Consider the following 23102-nt stretch of genomic DNA (forward strand, 5'->3'; position numbering starts at 1 on the left):
TGGGAAGTGAAAAATAATTAAAATAATTTTTATTGAACTGAATTACAGATGCTTATATCTTACTTTTTTCTATCAATCACGTAATCCACCATAAGCTTAAGAGACGCTTTATATGGTGATTCTGGGTAATTTGCTAAAATAGTTAAGGCTTCTTCTTGAAATGCTTTCATTTTAGAAACGGCATAATCTAGCCCTCCATTAGCTTTTACAAAATTAATAACCTCTTTAACTCGGGTTTTATCTTTATTATGATTTTTAACCGAATTAATTAACCAGGCTTTTTCTTTTTTGGTGCAGTTGTTTAAAACATAAATTAAAGGCAATGTCATTTTTTGCTCCTTAATATCAATACCTGTTGGCTTACCAATGGCTTCTTTGCCATAATCGAACAAATCGTCTTTAATCTGAAATGCCATACCAATCAGCTCACCAAATTTTCGCATGGTTTCTACGTCTGTCGAATTGGGTTTTACAGATGCAGCTCCTAAACTACAGCACGCTGCAATAAGCGTTGCTGTTTTTTGGCGTATTATTTCGTAGTAAATGTCTTCTGTAATATCTAATTGTCTGGCTTTTTCGATTTGAAGCAACTCACCTTCACTCATTTCGCGAACCGCAACTGAGATAATTTTTAGTAAATCGAAATCATTATTATCAATGGAAAGTAGTAAGCCCTTGGATAATAAAAAATCGCCAATAAGAACCGCAATTTTATTCTTCCAAAGTGCATTTATTGAAAAGAAACCGCGTCGCCTGTTACTATCATCTACAACATCATCATGAACTAAGGTTGCTGTATGAATAAGTTCAATAACGGAAGCTCCTCTATAGGTACGTTCGCTTATATCTCCATTATTCATCATTTTAGCTACCAAAAACACAAACATTGGTCGCATTTGTTTCCCTTTTCGGTTTACGATATAATGTGTAACCCTGTTAAGTAACGCGACCTTACTTGCCATAGCGAGTTGAAACTTCTGTTCGAAAAGTTCCATTTCGTAGGCGATAGGTTGTTTTATTTGTTCTGTTATTTTCATTTAAATCAATAATGCACTCATATTTTACAATATTACAAATAATCGTGATTGTAAATTACCTAAAATGTAAATATACAGTGTTACCTTATTTTCCATTAAAAAAAACTATATATTTAAAACTAATCTTAAAACTAAAAACATATGAAAAAAAATTACATTAATGATGTTCACTTTTTTGGCATTTAACTTAAGTAACGCTCAAGACACATGCGAAACAGCTATAGATGCTACTGTTGGAGTAACTTCTGTTGGCACTATAGAAGGAACTGCAAATGGAGGCTGCTATACTTTCCCAGGTGGATTCGGTGCATGGTATTCTTACACAGCTACTGTTGATGGGGTTGTGACAATAACTTCAGATTTAGCGCAAAATGATGGAGTTACTAACAGTGAGGATACACGTTTAAGTATTTTTAGTGGTACTTGTAGTGACTTAACCTGTATAGGAGGTAATGATGACGTAGGCAGTTTTAATTTCTTAAGCACAGCTAGCTTTTCGATAGAAAACGGCACCACTTATTATATACATTGGGATGATACCTGGTCTGATAAAGGTTTTGACTTTGAAATAACAGAGGAAGCAATTTCTTGCTCAAATTCTTTACCTTTTTTAGATGATTTCTCAGTTCCAAATACATTAATAGCCTGCTGGGAATCAGTTGATGCTGATGGAGATGGCAATGGATGGTTCGTAGCTGATTACGACTCAGATGATGATGATACTCCTGATGGCAACCCTATGTTAGTCTCTGCTTCGTACGCCAGTGGCGCATTATTCCCTGATAATTGGTTAATTTCACAATCTTTTGACTTTTCAGCATACAGTGCAACTGATAATTTAGAATTATCATGGGATGCACGAGGTGTCGATGCAAGTTGGGCTGATGAAAACTACACTGTATATGTTGCAACTGGTAACGAGATTTCAGATTTTACAGCTAGTACAACAACTTTTAATGAAATTGTAGGTGAAAATGGTGGTGATGGAGTATTTGTTAGTAGAACTCTAGACCTTAGCGCATTTGCAGGGGAATCTAATGTATATTTTGCTTTCAGACATCACGATGTATCTGATCAATTTGCATTGAATATTGATAATATTGCTATTTCCTCTACACTTAGCGTTAATGATTTTGAATCAAACACATTTACACATTATTACAACAGCGAATTAAAGACACTTAATTTTGAGTCGTCTGCAATGGCTTTAACAAGCATTGAAATATATTCTATTCTTGGACAAAACGTTATGACAAAATCTTTGTCTAACACCACAGAATCTTTAAACATTTCATCTTTAACTGACGGTGTGTATTTAGCTAAAGTAAATATAGAAGGAAATTATAAAACAATTAAGTTTGTTAAAAATTAACTTTTAATGTTCATAATTACAACTGAAAAAAGCGGCAATTTGCCGCTTTTTTTATGTCCTATTTTATAGAACTAAATAGTCCACATTATAAATATCAATAAGATAATGAGCAACAGTACTATTGCAAAATTACAAAGCATATGCATGAATATTATCAATAAACTATTAATACAAATTCTATCTAAATTTCAGTTTAAAACACATGATTTCAAACATTTTTATCATTACATATTAAAAAACCAAAAAGAAACATATAGATAATTCGGTTCTAAATGATGGTATATATTTATCAAAAATGAATATTGAAGAAACTTTAAGACCCTCAAAACTCACAAAGCACTATAGCTTTGTTTATAAAACGACTGTTTCCTATAAATAGAGTCTATACATCTTTTAAAAGCACAGAGGACTTAATAAATTAAGTCCTCTGTTATAGTATTAATAAGAAAAAGAAATATTACTCTTTAATAAATTTCTTAGTTTGTGAAGCACCATCAGTTGAGTTAATAGTCATAATATAAACCCCTGAAGTTAGATTAGAAATATCAAATACATTCGTATTACTAAAATCAGAATTTTTCGTAAGAACCACTTGACCTAGGCTATTAAAAATTTCAACATTTTTAATTGAAATATCTGAAGCTAGAGTAATTGACTCTTTCGCTGGATTTGGATAAAGCCCAACTGAATTCAATTCAAACTCTTCTGTATTCAATAAAGTATTACTTGCTGTTGCCCTAGCCTCATAATTATCAAAAATCATAGTGGTAGAAGCTGTGTTTGCACCTCCAGCTGTAGAACTTCCTGAGGCAACAACAAAATCCACTTCTGCCGGTGTGTCAACAGCAACATTCGTTGGAAGACCTAAAGGACCACCCGTTATTGCATCGCTATCAATTAAAACCTCACCAGTAATTGTGTTATAACTAACACCAACTTTAGACCAAGTATTAGATGCTAATGCCAAACCTGGAGCTGCTGCCAAACCGTATGTAAAATTACCTGGAGATAGCTCACCTGTAGGGAGACTATATGCTATAACTGATAAAGTATTAGTATCAGCGTCGACAATAAAACCAGCTAATACTTTAGTATAGTCAGCGTTATAAATATAAACACCAAAAGTATTTTTTGAAGTTCCAACAGCTCCAGGATTAACTGAAACTTCCACTTCAACTATATCGTTACCTGATGTTCTTGATGCCCAAGCGCCTGCAAATCCATCATTCCATATAAATGCTGATCCAGAATCACCATTTGGTCCTGTAATAGTAAAACCGTTAGTGGAAGCAACACCCCCTGTCGTTACAGCTAAATTAGCTTCGGTCATATTGGTCGTCGAGCCATCACCATTGCCTATTTGGCTTTGCCAAGTACCTTGTCCTGAAATACTCCCTAAAGACAAACCATCAAAAGTTTCAGATTCAATAGTTTGCCCAAATGAAATAAATGGAACGATAAATAATAAATAAAGTAATTTTGTTCTCATAATATATGTGTTTTTTTAAATTAAATTGAAAGGTAAAACAAATTTACAATAAGCAGAAAAAATACTACAACTTTAACTTTTATTAGCCAACTGTCCACAAGCAGCATCAATATCCTTACCTCTACTTCGTCTTACAGTAACCGTAATATTATTTGCCTCTAGAACAGAAACATACATATCAATCGCTTTTGAATGGGCTTGCTGAAACTCACCATCATCTATTGGGTTGTATTCAATAAGGTTGACTTTACTTGGTGCGAATTTGCAAAACTCTACTAAAGCTTCGGCATCTTTTCGTTTATCGTTAATTGCATCCCAAACCACATACTCGTACGTAATTCTATTTTTTGTAGCTGCGTACCAATATTGTAATGCCTCTCTTAAATCGGATAACGGAAATGTAGCGTTAAATGGCATTATTGAGGTACGAATTTCATCTATGGCCGAGTGTAATGATACGGCTAACTTAAATTTCACCTTATCATCTGCCATCTTTTTTATCATTTTTGGCACTCCAGAGGTTGACACCACAATTCGTTTTGGTGACATCCCTAAGCCTTCTGGCGAGGTGATTTTATCTATAGCCTTAAGCACATTATTGTAGTTCATTAAGGGTTCTCCCATTCCCATAAACACAATATTACTTAATGGTCTGTTATGATATAATCGGCTTTCATTATCTATAGCAACAACTTGGTCGTATATTTCATCTGGATTCAAATTACGCATACGTTTTAATCGCGATGTTGCACAAAACCTACAATCTAAACTACAACCTACTTGAGACGACACACAAGCTGTGGTTCTGGTGGCTGTGGGAATTAAAACCGACTCTACCACTAAATCATCATGTAAACGAACCGCATTTTTAATAGTACCATCAGAGCTACGTTGCATCTGATCTACTTTTATATGATTAATAACAAAGTTATCTTCTAGCATTTGTCTGGTTTCTAAAGATACATTGGTCATATCTTCAAAACTATGTGCAGACTTTTGCCACAACCACTCATAAACCTGGTTACCTCTAAAAGCTTTATCTCCTTGTTTTACAAAGAAATCTCTGAGTTGCTTTTTCGTTAATGCGCGTATGTCTTTCTTTTTGGCTTCCATATTTTGCAAAAGTAATGAAATGAATTTAGGTTTTCCCTTAAAATAAAAAAGCCTCAATAAAGAGGCTTTTAGAATAGATGTTATTCGTAATTAGATGATTAACATAGCGTCACCATAAGAATAGAACTTATACTTTTCTTTTACAGCTTCTTCATATGCTTTTTTCATAAAATCATGACCTGCAAATGCCGATGTCATCATTAACAATGTCGATTTTGGTGTATGGAAGTTTGTAATCATACAATTAGCGATGCTAAAATCATACGGTGGAAATATAAATTTATTGGTCCATCCTTCAAATGCATTTAATCTTCCGTTTGATGATACAGAACTTTCAATTGTACGCATTGATGTTGTACCTACAGCACATACGCGCTTTCTATTTTCAATAGCGTTATTTACCGTATCTGCCGAATTTTGTTTAATGATGATCTCTTCACTATCCATTTTGTGTTTCGATAAATCTTCAACTTCAACCGGATTGAATGTACCTAAACCAACATGTAAAGTAACTTCAGCTGTTTTAACGCCTTTAATCTCTAAACGTTTTAATAAGTGTTTAGAAAAATGCAAACCTGCTGTTGGTGCTGCTACAGCGCCTTCATTTTTTGCATAAATAGTTTGGTAACGCTCTTCATCTTCTGGCTCTACCTCTCTATTAATATATTTTGGCAATGGTGTTTCACCAAGTTGGGTTAATTTTGTTCTAAAGTCTGTGTAAGAACCATCATAAAGGAAGCGTAATGTTCTACCTCTTGAGGTTGTGTTATCAATAACTTCGGCAACTAATGTCTCATCTTCACCAAAATACAATTTATTACCAATTCTTATTTTACGAGCAGGATCTACCAATACATCCCAAAGACGTTGATCTTGGTTTAATTCACGAAGTAAAAACACTTCGATACGTGCGCCTGTTTTTTCTTTATTACCAAATAAACGTGCTGGAAACACTTTGGTATCATTCATAATCATCACATCACCTTCATCAAAATAATCGATAATATCCTTGAATTGTTTGTGTTCAATAGTTTGTTCTGCCCTATTAAGCACCATTAATCGCGATTCGTCCCTGTGTTCTGCAGGACGTTCGGCAAGTAATTCTTCAGGAAGGTCAAAATGGAAATGTGATAATTTCATATGTGTCTTTTTATTTTTTTTAGCGAATTGCAAATATACAATCTCGAGATAGGCGTTGTCAAGTAAATGAGGGATTATTTTAAATTGAAGCCAATGGATTTAAAATCTTCCCAAAATTGAGGATAAGACTTACTCACCACATCAGCGTTTTCAATATCAATTGGCACTTTTAAACCTAAAGGTGCAAAAGCCATTGCCATTCTGTGATCATTGTAAGTTGCAATTTTAATATTACTATTGCGATTTTCCGATGGTTGTAAGTGCAAAGAAAGGTCTGTAATCTCTACTTGAGCACCTAACTTTTCTAATTCAGTTTTAAGCGCTACTAAGCGATCTGTTTCCTTAATTTTTAAGGTATGTAATCCAATCATATAACACTCTAACCCTAAACCAAATGCCGTAACAGCAATGGTTTGCGCAATATCTGGTGCATTTTTTAAATCTAATTCAACTTTCAACTTTTTATCAGGATTTGATATTTTTTGAAGCCTTATAGATTCGTCTTTAAAAGTCGTAGTAATTCCAAATTCCTTGTAAATAGTAGCTAATACAGAGTCACCCTGTAAACTTTTGTCTTTATAGGCTGCAATCGTAATTTCAGTACCAACAGGACTTAATGCGATTAGACTATAAAAATATGATGCTGATGACCAATCGGACTCAACAGTTAAGGTTTGTGGTTTGAGGTTTGTGGTTTGAGGTTTTACAGTTATTGTATTTTCAATAAAGCTCGTTTCAACTCCAATAGATTGCAACAAACTCAAGGTCATATTAATATATGGTACAGAGGTTATTTTCCCTTTTAAGGTTAGTTCTAATCCGTTTTCTAGTTTAGACGCAATTAGTAATAATGCCGAAATATACTGACTACTAACGTTTGCTTGTAAAGTGACTTTGTGCTTTGTTAATTCACTTCCTACTATTTTTATAGGTGGAAAACCATCATTTTCTAAATAAGTGATATCTGCACCTAACATTTTTAGAGCATCGACCAAAATTTTAATTGGACGTTCTTTCATACGAGGCGATCCCGTAAGAATGGTTTCTCTACCCTTTTGAATAGCGAAATACGCTGTTAAAAACCGCATAGCAGTACCAGCATGATGAATATCTATTAATTCGTCTTCTGAAACCAATGCGTTTTGCATGAGTACAGAATCGTCTGAGTTAGATACATTGTTGATACTTATTTGAGGATACAAAGCCTGAAGCAACAGTAAGCGATTTGATTCACTTTTTGATCCTGTAATTTGAATCTTTTGGTGATTATGAAGTTTTGATTTTTGGATTCTAATGTCCATAAGAAAGCTCTAAATAAAAAATGAATGACAAAATTACTTTAATTTATCATTATTGTGATGTCTGTTGTGATCTCGTTTTGCCTTTTTATCCATTTTTTTATCAAAAGCGGCTTGTAAGTCTATTCCCGTTTGGTTTGCTAAACACAATACAACAAACATTACATCAGATAATTCTTCACCTAGATCTTTATCTTTATCACTTTCCTTTTCGCTTTGCTCTCCGTAGCGTCTTGCTATAATACGAGCCACTTCACCAACTTCTTCGGTTAACTGTGCCATGTTTGTAAGTTCATTAAAATACCTTACACCATGTTCATTTATCCAATCGTCAACTTCCTTTTGTGCGTTTTTAATATTCATATTCAGTTTTTTTTATGGTTAAAAGCATATATCCTAAGATTTACCTATTGGTTTTTACGTTCTATGCTTAGAATCGATAATGATCGTTACAGGACCATCATTAACTAACTGCACTTTCATGTCTGCTCCAAACTCTCCTGTTTGTATCGGTTTCCCTAAATGCTCTTGAAGTGTTTTAATAAAATCATTATACATCGGAATAGCAACATCTGGTTTTGCTGCTTTAATATAACTCGGGCGATTTCCTTTTTTTGTACTGGCGTGAAGTGTGAATTGACTCACCAAAATAACATCTCCATTAACAGCTTTTAGAGAGGTGTTCATTACATCGTTTTCATCTGGAAAAATACGAAGATTTGTTATTTTATTACAAAGCCACTTGATGTCTTCTTGAGAATCGTCATGCTCAATACCTAACAAAATTACCAATCCTTTTTCTATAGCTGCTACTTCAGAATTATTTATAACAACCGAAGCTTCAGAAACTCTTTGTATTACTATTTTCATATCATTTCCCTTGAAAATGGGAATCGTTTTTTAAACCTAAAAGGTTTTGAAAACCTTGCAGGTTAGCGGATTTACACTAAATACTAATTTTCTTCCCAATTATCTGTTCTGTAATGCTCATCTTCGCCTTCTAAAATTTGAAGATAACTTTTATACCTAGAATAAGACACCTCATTAGCTTCTAAGGCATCTTTAACGGCACATTTTGGTTCGTTTAAGTGAATACAATTATTGAATTTACAATCTTGCTTTAGTGCGAAAAATTCAGGAAAATAATCACCAACTTCTTCCCGTTCCATATCAACAACTCCAAAACCTTTAATGCCTGGTGTATCAATAATGACAGCATCGAAACTAAGATCGAACATTTCTGCAAATGTGGTAGTGTGCTGTCCTTGACTATGTTGTGTAGAAATTGCTTTTGTTTTTAAGTCTAAGGATGGCTCAATAGCATTAACTAAAGTCGATTTACCAACTCCTGAATGACCAGCGAACATACTCACCTTACCTTTCATTAACGCTTTTACTTTGTCTATATTTTTCCCTGTGGTTGCTGAAATCCCAATACACTCGTAACCTATGTCTCTATAAATGCTGGCTAGATATTTTACTTCGAGTAAGGTGTCCTCATCATAGCTATCTATTTTATTAAATAATAGAACTGTATTAATAGAATATGCCTCAGAAGTAACTAAAAACCGATCAATAAACGTGGTAAATGTTGGCGGATTATCTATGGTTACCAACAAAAACACCTGATCGATATTAGCTGCAATAATATGCGTTTGCTTAGAAAGGTTAACTGATTTACGAACAATATAGTTTTTGCGCTCTTCAATACGATTAATAACACCTGTTTCAGTATTATTTTTTGTTTCAAGATCGAATTCTACTTTATCGCCAACAGCAATTGGATTGGTACTTTTAATACCATCTAACCTAAAACGGCCTTTAATTCTACATTCATAGAATTTACCGTTTAAGGTTTTTACAGTGTACCAACTGCCTGTAGATTTATATACTGTTCCTGTCATTACAACAAAGATGGTCATTATTGTTTAATGGAACAAAAAAGCGCGCAAAATATACGAGCCAATTTTTAACTTTTTATGGCTTTTATAGGTTCTAATCGACTTCCGTCAGCTATAATATTTACGATATAGATACCTGTTGGATACGTTGACAAATCAATAGTTCCTTTTTTACCAAACTTTTGCTGTGTTGTATTTTGAATGATTTTTCCGGACATATCTGCTATTGAAATAGATACATTACTGTAATTATTGACCAACATTAATTGAAAAATTCCGTTCGATGATGGGTTTGGGAAGAGATTTAGTTTTTTCTCATTCGAGATATCCACAATTTGTTTGACTTCACTAAACATTCCTGAACAACCTATTCGATAATTAAAATAACCATTAATAACAACTTCTTCAAGGCTACCACCTTCTATTAACTTAACAGTTAAATATTTATCAGAATTTACGACTAGTTCTTTACTTTCATACCCTAAATACGACACAGATAATGTGTCTCCTTTTTTAGCTTCAAGTTTAAATTCGCCTTTGTTATTCGTAGCAATTCCGTTGGTTGAATTTTTAATCATTACACTTGCTGATTCTAATTGGATGGAATCATTGGTAACAATTCCTGTTACTGTAATTTGTGCAGAAGCAATTGCACTTAAACTTAATGCTAGGATAAATAAAGTCATTTTTTTCATGAGTGATTGGTTTTGGATAATAGACCAAACCTATCTAGAAACCAAAACTTAAAAAACAACCAATTCGTAAACGATACGTTTCAATTAGTAAACGCACCAAATAAAAAAGGCTCGCAAAAATTGCGAACCTTTTTTCATACTTGTAATACACTTCTAACTATTAATAATCTTTTCTTGATGATTAATAGATTCTTGGTGAATAGCTTTAAACATACGTAAAATAAACTCTTCACTTAGTCCTTTTTCTTCTCCTTCTAGCACCATACTTCCTAAAATTTCATTCCAACGTTTACTTTGTAAAACAGCAACATTCTTTTGTTTTTTAAGGGTTCCGATACCATCAGCAACTTTCATGCGTTTTCCTAACAATTCAATAATTTGGTTATCAACAACATCAATCTGAGCTCTTAAATTGTTGAGTTCAGCATTGTACTCTGCTTCAGGATCTGTTTCTTTTCTGATCTTTAAATCTTTCATTATCTGCACCAAACTACTTGGTGTTACTTGTTGTGCAGCATCACTCCAAGCATTTTCAGGATCGAAATGTGTTTCTATCATTAAGCCATCAAAATTAAGATCTAAGGCTGTTTGAGAAACCTCTAAAATCATATCTCTATTTCCTGTGATATGCGATGGATCATTAATTAAAGGTAAATCTGGAAATCTATTTTGAAACTCAATGGCTAATTGCCATTCTGGTATATTTCTATATTTAGATTTCTCATATGTTGAAAACCCTCTATGGATAGCTCCTAAATTTTTAATTCCTGCAGAGTATAAACGTTCAATACCACCTAACCATAAGGATAAATCTGGATTTACTGGATTTTTAACCAATACAATTTTATCGGTTCCTTCTAAAGCATCAGCAATCTCTTGCATTATAAATGGACTTACCGTAGAACGTGCACCAATCCATAATAAATCAACATCATGCTCTAATGCTAATTTCACATGCGCTGCATTGGCAACTTCCGTACAGGTCTTCATTCCTGTTTCTTCTTTTACTTTTTGCAACCATTTTAAACCTAAAGCTCCAACACCTTCAAAGTTACCAGGACGTGTTCTTGGTTTCCAAATACCAGCTCTATAATAATTAACATCTGTATCTTTTAGCTCGTGTGCTATTTTTAACACTTGCTCTTCTGTTTCTGCGCTACATGGACCTGCAATTACTATTGGATGATCTAATTTCATATCATCTAACCAGGTTCTCATTTCTTTTTTGTTTTCCATAATTTTTAAATCAATTTCAATAAATCAAAACCTAAATTCCAATGGTTTTTACTTATAAAGTTCTTGGAATGTGGATTTTGAAATTTGTTTTTTAGTTATTTATTGTATTCCGTTTAATATGTCTTTTATATGATTTGTGGTTTCCATTTCTTCAAACACAGCATCAAAATCACCGTCTTCCATCAATGTTTTGAAATGTTTTAAATTGGAAATATATTCATCTAATGTTTCAATAACATTCGTTTTATTCTGCTTAAAAATAGGTGCCCACATGGCTGGTGAACTTTTTGCTAATCGTACTGTGCTTTCAAATCCACTACCAGCCATATCAAAAATATCGCGTTCGTTTCTTTCTTTATCAATCACTGTTTTTCCTAACATAAATGCACTGATGTGCGATAAATGCGACACATAAGCAATATGTTTATCGTGTGCTTTAGGATTCATATAACGAATACGCATTCCTAATTCTGAAAACAATTCCAATGCTCTTTCTTGAAGTTTAAAGGCTGTGTCCTCAACTTCGCAAATAATATTGGTTTTGCTTTTATATAGATTATGAATCGCTGCTTTTGGACCAGAATGTTCTGTACCAGCAATAGGATGCACTGCTAAATAATTTCGACGTTTTGGATGATTCTTTACCGAAAAACAAATATCTTCTTTGGTAGAACCAGCATCAAATACAATAGCGTTGTCTGATACATGATCTAAAACTTTCGGCAAAATTGTTAAAGTTGCATCTACAGGAATGGCTAAGATGACCAAATCTGCTTTTTCTAAATCTTCAAATTTAGCTTTTTGGTCTATAATCTTTAGCTCAATTGCTTCATCGAGATGCGCTTCATTATTATCTATACCAAAAATAGTACTCTCTGGGTGTAATTTTTTAATATCCAAAGCGAAGCTTCCTCCAATTAACCCAACTCCTATGATAAAAATAGTATTCACTTTTAATTTTTTCTTTTTACGAGTTACCTCAATTTGTAACCATTATTTTTTTAAACTCTCGCTATAGCTTCTTCAATAACTTCTTCTGTTGCACATAACGAAAATCGCACATAACCTTCACCATTACTACCAAAAACAGTTCCTGGCGTAATAAATATTGAATGCTCTTTTAGCACCAAATCTGTAAATTCTTCAGATTTTAAGTTTGGTGGTAATTTTGCCCAAACAAACAGCCCTGATGCATGTTCATCATAAGTACATTTAAGTCTTTCGGCTAATTTCCACACTAATTCTCTACGTGTTTGGTACACACTGTTTAAACTCTTAAACCACAATTCTGAACATCTTAAAGCTTCAATAGCTCCTTTTTGTATGCCATAGAACATACCAGAATCCATATTACTTTTCACTCTTAAAACGGCACTTATAAAATCGTAATTACCTACTAACATGCCAACACGCCAACCAGCCATATTAAATGTTTTACTCAAAGAATTTAGCTCTAAGCAGACGTCTTTAGCATCCTTGTATCTCAAAATACTTATAGGTTTTTCATTGAGAATAAAACTATACGGATTGTCATTTACGATTAAAATATCGTGACGTTTCCCAAACGCAATTACCTTATCATAAAACTTATTGGTGGCATTTGCACCTGTTGGCATATGCGGATAATTAATCCACATTATTTTTACACGTTTTAAATCTAAACGTTCTAAAGCGGCAAAATCTGGCTCCCAATTATTGTCTTCTTTTAAACCGTAATACACAGGTTTTGCTTCTAAAAGTTTGGTAACTGAAGCATAGGTTGGATAACCAGGATTAGGAATTAACACTTTATCACCTTTATTTAAAAAAGCCATAGAAATGTGCATTATGCCTTCCTTGCTACCCATTAATGGCAATACTTCAGCTTTTGAACTTAAATTAACCTGATAATGTGTTTTATAAAAGTTTGCAATCTCATCTCTCAATTCTGGTAAGCCTTGGTAACTTTGATATTGGTGTGCTTTTTCTTCAGCTAAACTATCTTGAAGTAACATTGAGGCCTTAATAGGAGGTTCTAAATCTGGACTACCAATTCCTAAATTAATAATAGGTTTACCTTGCGATTTTAAAAACGCGACTTCTCTCAATTTCTTAGAGAAATAGTATTCTTCAACTTTTTGTAAACGTTTTGCAACTTCTATCATAGTCTTGCATTTTTATATTCTCCTAATACTTTAAAATTCTCAGCCATTAAACTTATAATAGACTTGGCTTTATCGTAATCTTTGTAATCTCCAAAAGTAACATCCACGAAAAAGGCATATTTCCAAGGTGTATCTATTTTTGGCAACGATTGAATTTTAGTAAGGTTAAGTTTACAGTCACTCAACACATTTAACAATGCTGCTAAGCTTCCTCGTTTATGATCTAATTCAAATTTTAACGATGCCTTATTAATATCATTATTATCTGTTCTGTTACTTTCTCGCCTCACAATAACAAAACGCGTTTCATTGTGTTTTATAGTTTGAATGCTTTTTGCCAAAACATTAAGACCGTATAATTGTGCTGCATTTTTACTAGCTATGGCTGCAATACCTTTTAAATTCTGTTCAGAAATTTGCTTAGCAACATCTGCTGTATCCTTAGCTTCTACAAGTTTTATATGCGGATAACTTCTAAAAAACTCCTTACATTGCAATAATGCCATAGGATGCGAATGCACTTCTAAAATATCTCCAATAGATTGATTTTCTAAAGCCAAAAAATGATGCTGAATATCTAAATAGCACTCACCAACAATACTTAATTGATGTGTATCGATTAAAGCATAGTTAGGTATAATTGAGCCTGCAATAGAGTTTTCTAACGCCATTACAATTTCATCGGTTTGCCCTTCGAGTAAGGTATCAATCACACGATCAAACGTCATACATTCAACAACGTCTGCATCAACATTAAAATAATGCTGAACAACTTCGTGATGAAATGATCCCTTAATTCCTTGTATTGCTATTGGTTTATTCACAATTTATCTTTCTTATTTATCAACTCCTTAAAAATTGGCATAAAAAAAGTCTCGATTAAATCGAGACTTTTAAAACTATATTTTAAATAAAACATACTCAGTCTCGTTCCTTTAGCTAAAAAAGAAATAAAACCAGTTATAATATGTTCTAGATATGTTCATATTTATTCTCCACATCCGTGGAAATCTTTTAATTATGTGGCTAATGTAATTATTATTTTTACAAATCAAAATTGTTGCATTGTTTTTTTGGAAAAAATTTCAAAAATTTAAAGAATTATTAATAATTGCTATACAATATTCGGAAATACCTATTTTTGAATAAATTCTAATTGTATGTCAATCGAAGTTTCAAACATAACCAAACTGTACAAAGATCAGAAAGCACTTAACAATGTTTCTTTTAAAGTAAATGATGCTGAAATTGTAGGTTTTTTAGGACCAAATGGTGCCGGAAAATCTACTATGATGAAAATTTTAACCACGTATATTGATGCTACAGAAGGTTCTGCAAGTGTGAATGGATTTGATATTACTTCAGACAAGAAGGCTGTACAAACTAGTGTTGGGTATTTACCGGAGCACAATCCGCTTTATACGGACTTGTACGTTAAAGAGTATTTGAATTTTAACGCGAATGTCTATGGCACTTCTAAATCTAGAATAGAAGACGTTATTGAACTTACGGGTTTACAACCTGAATCACACAAAAAAATAAGTCAGCTTTCTAAAGGTTATAGACAGCGTGTTGGTTTGGCCAATGCTTTACTGCACAATCCGGACGTTTTAATTTTAGATGAACCTACAACCGGTTTAGATCCAAATCAATTAGTAGACATTAGAAACTTAATTAGAAGCATAGGAAAAGAAAAAACGGTGTTTTTATCGACGCATATTATGCAAGAAGTTGAAGCCATGTGCGACCGTGTTATTATCATCAATAAAGGAGAAGTTGTTGCTGATAAATATTTGAAAGATTTGCGTGATGGCCAAGAACAAATTGTGATTGTTGAATTTGACTTTAGAGTGGAAGATGCCTTTTTGCTAAAATTACCAAAAGTAAAAGCGGTAAAAAACACACATAGTTTTGTTTACGAAATTACATTTTCTACAAAAGAAGACATGCGTTCTCATGTGTTTGATTTTGCACATGATAATGAGTTGAAAATTTTACAACTGAATCAGAAGAATGCAAGTTTAGAAAGTTTATTTAGGGAATTGACCAGTAAATAGAAGCCCATCCTAGCCATCCCAAAAGGAAGGAATTCTTGTACTTGTGGGTTATTTAATCCCAATTAAATTCTGTTTTTATACGCTTATAGAAATCTAAATCTTCAATTGGTGCTTCTGTTAATCCGTCTTTATTAAACAGTTCTGGAACACTTTCTATAGCTAATAATCCGAAGCGTTGTGTTTTAAAATTAACGAAACTCCAGTTATCATAATTTTTAAAATAGATATATGAAATCTCATTATTTAAATATGCTTTTTTATAATATGGATAAAATAACACCCAAAAACGCTTCAAATTTTCTTTCACTTGCATATTATGAAACTCAGTAACTCCAAAACTATTTTGAACTAAAGCAAAAGTTTTTCCGGTTGGGTAATTTTGATATTTAACCGTTATTTGATTAAGGTCTGAAATGTTTTCAAAGAAAAAATTATTAATCAGTTTGGAATGTGCTACCATTTGAAGTGAATCTAATGCAATTTCAGTTCTTAGTTTAATTGCAAAACGATTAACGATTTGGTCTTTTGTTTTTAATTCGTTGAGTTTCTTTAAATCTATTTGTTTTTCAAAATTGTTTTTGAGCCAAATAAAATGATTTGTTAGAAACATATCTTTAAACCATTCGGATAATTCTCCGCTAACTATAGCATCGTAATAAGATTCATTACCGTCTAAATAAATGAGCTGAAACCCATACTCCTTTACTAGAATGGCTATTTCATTTTTAAAAAATTCAATATCATTATTCTTATAACTTTGATTGACTAATGTGTGTTTTAGCTCAGGTTCAAATCCATATTGTTTTTCGAGATTTAAAACCATTTTTTTGACCTGAGGGTATTTATCAGCTTGATAAAGTATTGGGTAAATTGAATCGTGAATTACGATATCTCTTTCGTTTTGCCCAAAACAAACCAGAACATTTATAAAAAGCAATACTAACAAGGATGTGTTTTTCATAAAGTTCAAATATTAATAATTATTGAAAACGTAATTCTCCAGTATAAAAACGTTCAACATCTTCTGTGGTTGGTTGGTTAACTGAAATCAAATCACCTGTTCCATAAAGTTGACCTGTTAAGGTTTGTTGCGGATTTACAACCATATCATTACTACCACGATGATAAACACGTACATTTTGAGCACTTAAATTTTCACCTTCAAAACGGCCTGCACCTGCATAAAAGCCAACGAATAGATTGTCTACAGTTCCAGTTATATAATAAAACGACAGATTATTAGATGATATGGAAAGGTTTTCAGAACTAATATTGAGCCTAAAATCGCCAACAGTGAATTCATTTGTTTCGTTAAAATCTTCAGAAAGTAAGGTTAGTGAGTCATAATTTAAAACACCATCAGATGAAATATCATACTGTGTAGAAGATCTTATTTCTGTAAGTGTTGGTGTTTCAACATATATTTTGGTGATACCATAATCTCTTACCAAATTACATGAATTATGATCTGTTAAAACCAAACGATTATCGATGACCTCAACCGCTACATCGTTAATTAAATTTTCACCTGTTTCAATGGTTACTTTATAATTTGGCGATGCTTTTATAATTACTTCAATATCTCTATGAACAAGCATGCGATTGAAATTAGATACCGAAACCTCTTGCTGAATGATACTTCCTGAGGTTTGAAAACAATCGTAGGCATCTTCGCTATTACAAGCTAATATAAACAAGCTAAATATGTAAACTAATTTTCTCATAATCTTACTCCTATACCGAATTCTACAGCTTCAGCTTTTGCTCCATGTGATTTTAAGGTAATAGCTCCAAATAGTTTTTTACCAAAATACCGTTTTAAACCTATTCTAATATAGGTTCTTCCCTCAAAATCAAATGGATAATAAACATAATAACCTAACTGTGTTTCAATAGACATTCTATTTATAAACAATTCATGACCAGCAAAAAGGCCAACACGCTTATAATCTTCATCACCACTTACATTTTCCTCAGGAAACGAAACGGATTGAAAGTAGATCAATTCCTTTAAAAATTTTGAAAAAAACACATCTGCACCAAACTGAATAGCACTAACATGGCTTAAACGCTTATCGGCATAACCAGACAACACATAAAATGGAAATTGGCCACTACCAATAACATCACTTTCATTAATTCCAGATCTAAATACTAAGTTATATTTCACCTTTTCCGTGTACTTTTCTTCAGCAATAGGTTCACTAAATTCTGGATCTTCAGTATCTAAATGATACGTTAGACCTAAATTAAAATTTATAGTATTTACGCTTGTGTTTGGCGCTTTAACATTAGCATTAGAATAGTGCGTTAAAGCCAATCCTGTTTGAAAACCAAAACGATTAAAAAGACGGTCTTTCTTATAGTTCAACATGATATATGTTGAACTTAAAATATCTGATCCGAAGGCCACATTTTTTGCATTTTCAATCTTATCATAAGGGTTGCTGGCATATGCTAACCCTTGACCAAGACGCAACATGACACGCCGTTTAAAAAAATAGAAATTATAGTGTGCGTATAGGGCAATGGTGTTTCCTAATGTTTCATTCTTTAAATCTTGATAAATTAGAGACGCTCCATAATCTGGATAATTAAATCGATGTTCCCATGCTTCGTTTCCAAATGTTTTTTTATTCCAGCTAAAAACAAAACCTTCGGGATGCCCTTTAATTAAATGAAGAATACTGTTATTATGAAGTGCTATATTGCCTCCTATATAATTGAGATCAAAATATGAACTGTTCGTTTCTTCTTGTCCATAGAGTCCTATAGATAGTAGTAATACAATTAAACATAATAGATGTCGCATGGCAATTATTGAGCTGCAAAAATAGTCAATAATTACAATTCACTAGTGAATTAACCTACAAGACTTTACACAAATAAAGTCGCGATTAATGATATCACTGTTAACGCCAAAAGCTGTAACACAAACTTAAAATCTGATTTATACTTATTTATTAATTTCATGATTAAGGGCTTAATAATAAAGTGCAAATATCAGATTAAATCAATTTTCTTTTGTTAATTAAAGCCTAAGAAATAGTTATCTAATTAATCTCTAAAGCAGATAGAATTTTCGAAAATCAAACAGCTTTACTTTTTTATAAAATTGCTTTAACTACGGCTTTTGGTGATTCTTTTCTTGAACCATCAAAACCATTTATTCCACTAACAGTTGTGTATTTTAAAACAAACTTCTTACCAGGATTTAATCTTTTATATGCTGACTGACACATTAAAGTTGCCTCATGAAAACCACAAAGAATTAGTTTTAATTTCCCTTCGTAAGTGTTGACATCTCCAATGGCATAAATACCCGGAATATTAGTTTGATAATCTAATGTATCTACTTTTATGGCGTTTTTTTCAATCTCAAGTCCCCAATTACCTATTGGACCTAATTTTGGCGACAATCCAAAAAGAGGAATAAATTCATCAGCTTCTATAAATTCTGTTTCACCATTTTTAGTCACAGAAACTCCTTCGATTTTATTCTCGCCATGTAATTCTGTAATTTCTGCTGGTGTAATGATGTTAATTTTATTAATTAGTTTTAATTCTTGCACGCGTTCTACGGAATCTAAAGCACCTCTAAATTCATTTCGTCTGTGCACTAAAGTTACTTTTGAAGCCACATCTGCTAAGAAAATACTCCAATCTAAAGCAGAATCTCCACCACCTGCAATCACCACTTTTTTATTGCGATATACTTCTGGATCTTTTATAAAGTATGCCAAACCGTTATCTTCATATTTTTCTATATTTTCTAATTGTGGTTTTCTTGGCTCAAAACTCCCTAAACCTCCTGCAATTGCAATTATAGGCGCATGATGTTGTGTGCCTTTATTCGTCGTCACAATAAAGCTTCTGTCCTCTAATTTTTCAATCGTTTCGGCACGTTCACCTAAGGTAAAACCAGGCTGAAATTGTTTCCCTTGTTCCAATAAATTTGAAGTTAGATCGCCAGCCAAAATCTCCGGAAATCCTGGAATATCATAAATCGGTTTCTTAGGATATAATTCAGAGCACTGACCACCAGGTTGTGGTAAGGCATCAATTAAATGGCACTTTAATTTTAACAATCCGGCTTCAAATACGGTAAATAAACCTGTTGGTCCTGCTCCTATAATAAGTATATCTGTTTTAATCATAATTCATATTTTTTCGACTAAACCTTTAGTGAATTCGTTTAACTTTTCGACTTTTTGCTCAAAGTCACCTTTTATTGTTTTTCTGTATATATTGAGATTCTTTACTAAATCATCTATATTTTCTGGAATGACATCTTCAAAAAATTGACGTAATCGTTTTGCTGTAGTTGGCGATTGTCCATTGGTAGAAATGGCCACTTTTACATTGCCTTTGGTAACAATACCTCCCATATAAAAATCGCAATACGGTGGATTATCTGCCACATTAACTAACTTGTTTTGTGAGCGACAATCCTGATATATTTTCATATTCACATCTGGATTATCTGTTGTTGCAATGACGATATGATGACCTTTTAAATACCCATCGTTGTAAGTGTCGTCTACGCGAGTTACATGCCCTGTATTAGCCACAGCTATAGTGCCATCTCTATATAATGGTGCTACCATAGTGACATTGGCATCTGGACTGGATTTTAACAGGAAGGTTAATTTTTCTTCTGCCACATGGCCTCCTCCAACTATTAAGACATTGAGGTTTTTTGCTTTAAGAAAAATGGGATACAAATTATTTCGTTCCATACTTAAGCGACTTGTTTTTTTGAACTCGCCAGAGCCAAATCTGCTTGCGAATAAATATTAGAAAGGTCTACACGTTGATTAACCACCTCACCTATAATTATAATTGCAGGATTAGCTAATTGCTTTTCTTCAACAATAGATTCAATGTTTGAGATTTTTCCGATACCAACGTTTTCATTTGGCCGTGTACCATTTTGAATAATAGCAATGGCTGTACCAGAGCGTCCTTCATTAGAAAAAATTTGAACAATTTCTGACAACTTACTCATGCCCATTAAAATAACCACAGTTGCTGTGGATTTTGCTGCGAGTGCTATATCTCCAGAAATTTTATGTGATTTTGTGGTTCCTGTAATTACCCAAAAACTTTCTGAAGCATTTCGTTTTGTTAATGGAATACCTTGATATGCTGGTACAGCAGCTGAAGATGAAATACCAGGAACTACAGCAACTTCAATTGCATATTCCTTGGCATAATCTAACTCTTCTGCTCCACGACCAAAAATAAAAGGATCTCCACCTTTTAACCGAACGACATGGCCAAATCTTAAGGCACGCTGTACGACTAACTCATTTATTTGTTCTTGTTGATAAGCATAACATCCTTTACGTTTTCCAACAAAAATAAATTCGGTTTTTGGTGAAGCGTATTTTAGCAATTCTACATTAACTAATGCATCGTACAAAATGACGTTTGCCGACTTAATAGCTTTTATTGCTTTCAAAGTAATTAAGTCTGCATCCCCTGGACCTGCGCCTACTATGGTTAATCTTGGTGTCATAATATTAGTGTTATGCTACAACTTGTTCATCTCTAAAAGCTCTTACGCTTCCTAAAAATTGTTGTGCTGTGTTAATATAATTTTTGGCAAATTCTTTTGAAGGAGGAAATACTTTAATCTGATAAATAAGATCAGAAAAAGAGGTTCCTAAATCTATTCGTTTCGTTTCTACAAAAAGTTCATCGAATTGTTTAATGATACCCGCTTGCGTATTCGTTTTTATGTTTTCTGACAGTAAAATGGCTTTTGCCGAATTCACCATTGAGCGATACGCTTCGTAAATAGCTCCAGAATACACTTGGTTAGCATACGCTTTTTTTGCTTCTTCAATTTTTTCATCGCTTTCTAAAAAAAGTGTAGCGATTAAATCGATAACAACTCCTGCACACTCACCAATTCCGATGGCTTTAACGTATTGTTCATTAGTTCCCCAATCAATAAAATCTTCTTGAGTCAGGTTTTCTGTATTAGACAAATCGGTTAGTAAGTGGTAAAAATACTTTTCACCTTGAGTTTTATAATAGTCAACAAAGGGTTTGCCATCTGCATTTGCTTCAAAATCATCTAATATTCTGCGTAAGGCTTCTGGTCCTCTTCTACTTGGAATTTTAACCACCTTATCTGCAAAATATGCACTTCCATTTCCTAAGTTTCCTCCACCTAATAGTACTTGTAGTGCTGGAGCAACTAATTTATCTTTTGTACGAATTGACATGCCTTGAAAACCAATATCTGCCATATTGTGCTGTCCACATGCATTCATACAACCACTGATTTTTATTACTAAATCAGAATTTTCTAAATATTGAGGATACTCAGATTTAATAACACGTTCTAACTCCTCTGCAATTCCGGTACTATTTGCAATTCCTAGATTACATGTATCTGTACCAGGACATGCTGTGATATCGACAGCTTTATTATAACCTGCTTCAACAAAACCCAACGTTTCTAATTCGGTATAGAAAAAAGGCAGTAATTCTTCTTTTACAAAGGGAATTAAAATGTTTTGACGCAAACTCAATCGTAATTCACCAGCAGCATAATTCTCAACCAAATCTGCTAATTTGCGCGCCTTATCTGTATAAAAATCTCCTAAAAGCACCTTAATTCCTATAGCAACATAACCCTCTTGTTTTTGAGGCACTACATTAGTAGATTTCCATAAGTTGTACGCTTTAGTATTTTCTATTTCTACTTTTGGTGCTGTTACAGAAACTGGTTTTGAAACGTTGTAATTAGCTTCGTCTATCGCTACAGTTTTAAATTCTATGGCATTTTGTTCTTCTTCAACTAGACCTTTAAAATCTTCTAAACCGATATCTTTTATCAAGAATTTAAGTCGTGCTTTGGCTCTACTTTTTCGTTCACCATAGCGATCAAAAACTCTTAGAACACCTTCCATTAATGGAATAATTTTATCTGAAGGTAAAAATTCATAGAACACATCGGCATGTCTTGGTTGAGAACCTAATCCTCCACCTAACATCACTTTAAAACCTTTTATACCATTTTCAATTTTCGCAATAAAACCTAAATCGTGCATGTATGATAATCCTGTATCTTCATCTGAAGCTGAAAAGGATACTTTAAATTTTCGACCCATTTCTTGACAAACAGGATTTCGTAAAAAGAACTTAAATAATGCATCTGCATAAGGTGACACATCAAATGGTTCGTTAACATCAATACCTGCCGTTTCACTTGCAGTAACGTTTCTTACCGTGTTTCCACACGCTTCTCTTATGGTTACATTATCGCGCTCTAATTCTGCCCAAAGTTCTGGAGTTTTGTTAATATCTACATAATGAATCTGGATATCTTGACGCGTTGTAATATGTAAGCGACTTCTAGAATATGTATCTGAAACTTCAGAAATACGACGCAATTGGTGACTTAAAACTTTACCATAAGGCAATTTAATTCTAATCATTTGTACACCTTCTTGGCGCTGACCATAAATCCCTCTGGCTAATCGCAGACTTCGAAATTTTTCTTCATCTACTTTACCATTGTTAAATAGCTCAATTTTATTAGCTAAGTCTATGATATCTTTTTCTACGACCGGGTTTTCTAATTCTGTTCTAAAACTTTTCACT

The 23102-nt window shown here is 33.1% G+C and carries 22 protein-coding genes; 2 read left to right on the forward strand and 20 right to left on the reverse strand.

Annotated elements, in window-relative coordinates; translation table 11 throughout:
* Positions 1–59 precede the first annotated feature (59 nt).
* Positions 60–1037 carry a polyprenyl synthetase family protein gene (locus ITJ86_RS09695; protein ID WP_195871443.1) on the reverse strand — a complete coding sequence of 326 codons (978 nt, stop codon included), beginning with the start codon at positions 1035–1037 and terminating at the stop codon, positions 60–62.
* 160 nt (positions 1038–1197) lie between these two features.
* On the opposite strand from ITJ86_RS09695, the gene ITJ86_RS09700 reads away from it, so the two are divergent.
* Complete coding sequence (locus ITJ86_RS09700) at positions 1198–2409, forward strand: T9SS type A sorting domain-containing protein (protein WP_195871444.1); 1212 nt, start codon at positions 1198–1200, stop codon at positions 2407–2409.
* Positions 2410–2866: 457 nt separating this feature from the next.
* Here the strand turns inward: ITJ86_RS09700 and ITJ86_RS09705 are convergent, their stop codons facing one another.
* The 12 genes from ITJ86_RS09705 to ITJ86_RS09760 all read right to left on the reverse strand — a co-directional run bounded on the left by ITJ86_RS09705 (position 2867) and on the right by ITJ86_RS09760 (position 14249).
* Positions 2867–3898, reverse strand: coding sequence for a T9SS type A sorting domain-containing protein (locus ITJ86_RS09705; protein WP_195871445.1), 1032 nt, complete (start codon positions 3896–3898; stop codon positions 2867–2869).
* A gap of 72 nt (positions 3899–3970) precedes the next feature.
* Positions 3971–5011, reverse strand: a complete 1041-nt coding sequence (rlmN, locus tag ITJ86_RS09710; RefSeq protein WP_195871446.1) for a 23S rRNA (adenine(2503)-C(2))-methyltransferase RlmN — start codon at positions 5009–5011, stop codon at positions 3971–3973.
* A gap of 90 nt (positions 5012–5101) precedes the next feature.
* A complete protein-coding gene (gene queA, locus ITJ86_RS09715) occupies positions 5102–6151 on the reverse strand; it encodes a tRNA preQ1(34) S-adenosylmethionine ribosyltransferase-isomerase QueA (RefSeq protein ID WP_195871447.1) in 1050 nt (349 codons plus the stop codon).
* A 74-nt stretch (positions 6152–6225) separates the two neighbouring features.
* Positions 6226–7452: a 3-phosphoshikimate 1-carboxyvinyltransferase gene (locus ITJ86_RS09720; protein WP_195871448.1), complete on the reverse strand. Its 1227-nt coding sequence runs from the start codon at positions 7450–7452 to the stop codon at positions 6226–6228.
* Between the two features lie 33 nt (positions 7453–7485).
* Positions 7486–7812: a nucleotide pyrophosphohydrolase gene (locus ITJ86_RS09725; protein ID WP_195871449.1), complete on the reverse strand. Its 327-nt coding sequence runs from the start codon at positions 7810–7812 to the stop codon at positions 7486–7488.
* Between the two features lie 54 nt (positions 7813–7866).
* A complete protein-coding gene (gene dtd / locus ITJ86_RS09730; protein WP_195871450.1) occupies positions 7867–8319 on the reverse strand; it encodes a D-aminoacyl-tRNA deacylase in 453 nt (150 codons plus the stop codon).
* Positions 8320–8402: 83 nt separating this feature from the next.
* Positions 8403–9353 carry a ribosome small subunit-dependent GTPase A gene (gene rsgA, locus ITJ86_RS09735; protein WP_195871553.1) on the reverse strand — a complete coding sequence of 317 codons (951 nt, stop codon included), beginning with the start codon at positions 9351–9353 and terminating at the stop codon, positions 8403–8405.
* 65 nt (positions 9354–9418) lie between these two features.
* The gene (locus ITJ86_RS09740) at positions 9419–10045 is read right to left on the reverse strand and encodes a T9SS type A sorting domain-containing protein (protein WP_195871451.1); all 627 of its coding nucleotides are present in this window, start codon (positions 10043–10045) and stop codon (positions 9419–9421) included.
* Between the two features lie 153 nt (positions 10046–10198).
* The gene (locus ITJ86_RS09745) at positions 10199–11281 is read right to left on the reverse strand and encodes a bifunctional 3-deoxy-7-phosphoheptulonate synthase/chorismate mutase type II (protein ID WP_195871452.1); all 1083 of its coding nucleotides are present in this window, start codon (positions 11279–11281) and stop codon (positions 10199–10201) included.
* Between the two features lie 99 nt (positions 11282–11380).
* The gene (locus ITJ86_RS09750; protein ID WP_195871453.1) at positions 11381–12232 is read right to left on the reverse strand and encodes a prephenate dehydrogenase; all 852 of its coding nucleotides are present in this window, start codon (positions 12230–12232) and stop codon (positions 11381–11383) included.
* Between the two features lie 50 nt (positions 12233–12282).
* Positions 12283–13425, reverse strand: coding sequence for a pyridoxal phosphate-dependent aminotransferase (locus ITJ86_RS09755; RefSeq protein WP_195871454.1), 1143 nt, complete (start codon positions 13423–13425; stop codon positions 12283–12285).
* A complete protein-coding gene (locus ITJ86_RS09760; RefSeq protein WP_195871455.1) occupies positions 13422–14249 on the reverse strand; it encodes a prephenate dehydratase in 828 nt (275 codons plus the stop codon). Before ITJ86_RS09760 ends, ITJ86_RS09755 begins: the two co-directional genes overlap by 4 nt.
* 336 nt (positions 14250–14585) lie before the next feature.
* On the opposite strand from ITJ86_RS09760, the gene gldA reads away from it, so the two are divergent.
* Positions 14586–15482: a gliding motility-associated ABC transporter ATP-binding subunit GldA gene (gene gldA / locus ITJ86_RS09765; protein WP_195871456.1), complete on the forward strand. Its 897-nt coding sequence runs from the start codon at positions 14586–14588 to the stop codon at positions 15480–15482.
* A 52-nt stretch (positions 15483–15534) separates the two neighbouring features.
* Here gldA and ITJ86_RS09770 read toward each other — a convergent pair whose 3' ends face one another.
* The 7 genes from ITJ86_RS09770 to ITJ86_RS09800 form a co-directional block, all read right to left on the reverse strand.
* Entirely contained in the window at positions 15535–16443 is a 909-nt protein-coding gene (locus tag ITJ86_RS09770) for a hypothetical protein (protein ID WP_195871457.1), read from the reverse strand.
* A gap of 19 nt (positions 16444–16462) precedes the next feature.
* Positions 16463–17206: a head GIN domain-containing protein gene (locus ITJ86_RS09775; RefSeq protein WP_195871458.1), complete on the reverse strand. Its 744-nt coding sequence runs from the start codon at positions 17204–17206 to the stop codon at positions 16463–16465.
* Entirely contained in the window at positions 17203–18294 is a 1092-nt protein-coding gene (locus ITJ86_RS09780; protein ID WP_195871459.1) for an acyloxyacyl hydrolase, read from the reverse strand. Before ITJ86_RS09780 ends, ITJ86_RS09775 begins: the two co-directional genes overlap by 4 nt.
* A 295-nt stretch (positions 18295–18589) precedes the next feature.
* Positions 18590–19639 (reverse strand): NAD(P)/FAD-dependent oxidoreductase, encoded by a 1050-nt coding sequence (locus ITJ86_RS09785; RefSeq protein WP_195871460.1) that lies wholly within the window; start codon positions 19637–19639, stop codon positions 18590–18592.
* Between the two features lie 3 nt (positions 19640–19642).
* Positions 19643–20221 (reverse strand): precorrin-2 dehydrogenase/sirohydrochlorin ferrochelatase family protein, encoded by a 579-nt coding sequence (locus ITJ86_RS09790; RefSeq protein ID WP_195871461.1) that lies wholly within the window; start codon positions 20219–20221, stop codon positions 19643–19645.
* A 2-nt stretch (positions 20222–20223) separates the two neighbouring features.
* Positions 20224–21003 (reverse strand): uroporphyrinogen-III C-methyltransferase, encoded by a 780-nt coding sequence (gene cobA / locus ITJ86_RS09795; RefSeq protein WP_195871462.1) that lies wholly within the window; start codon positions 21001–21003, stop codon positions 20224–20226.
* A gap of 10 nt (positions 21004–21013) precedes the next feature.
* Positions 21014–23101, reverse strand: coding sequence for a HEPN domain-containing protein (locus ITJ86_RS09800; protein ID WP_195871463.1), 2088 nt, complete (start codon positions 23099–23101; stop codon positions 21014–21016).
* Position 23102: the final 1 nt, after the last annotated feature.

It is taken from the genome of Winogradskyella marina, assembly GCF_015645385.1.
Taxonomy (GTDB): Bacteria; Bacteroidota; Bacteroidia; order Flavobacteriales; family Flavobacteriaceae; genus Winogradskyella; species Winogradskyella marina.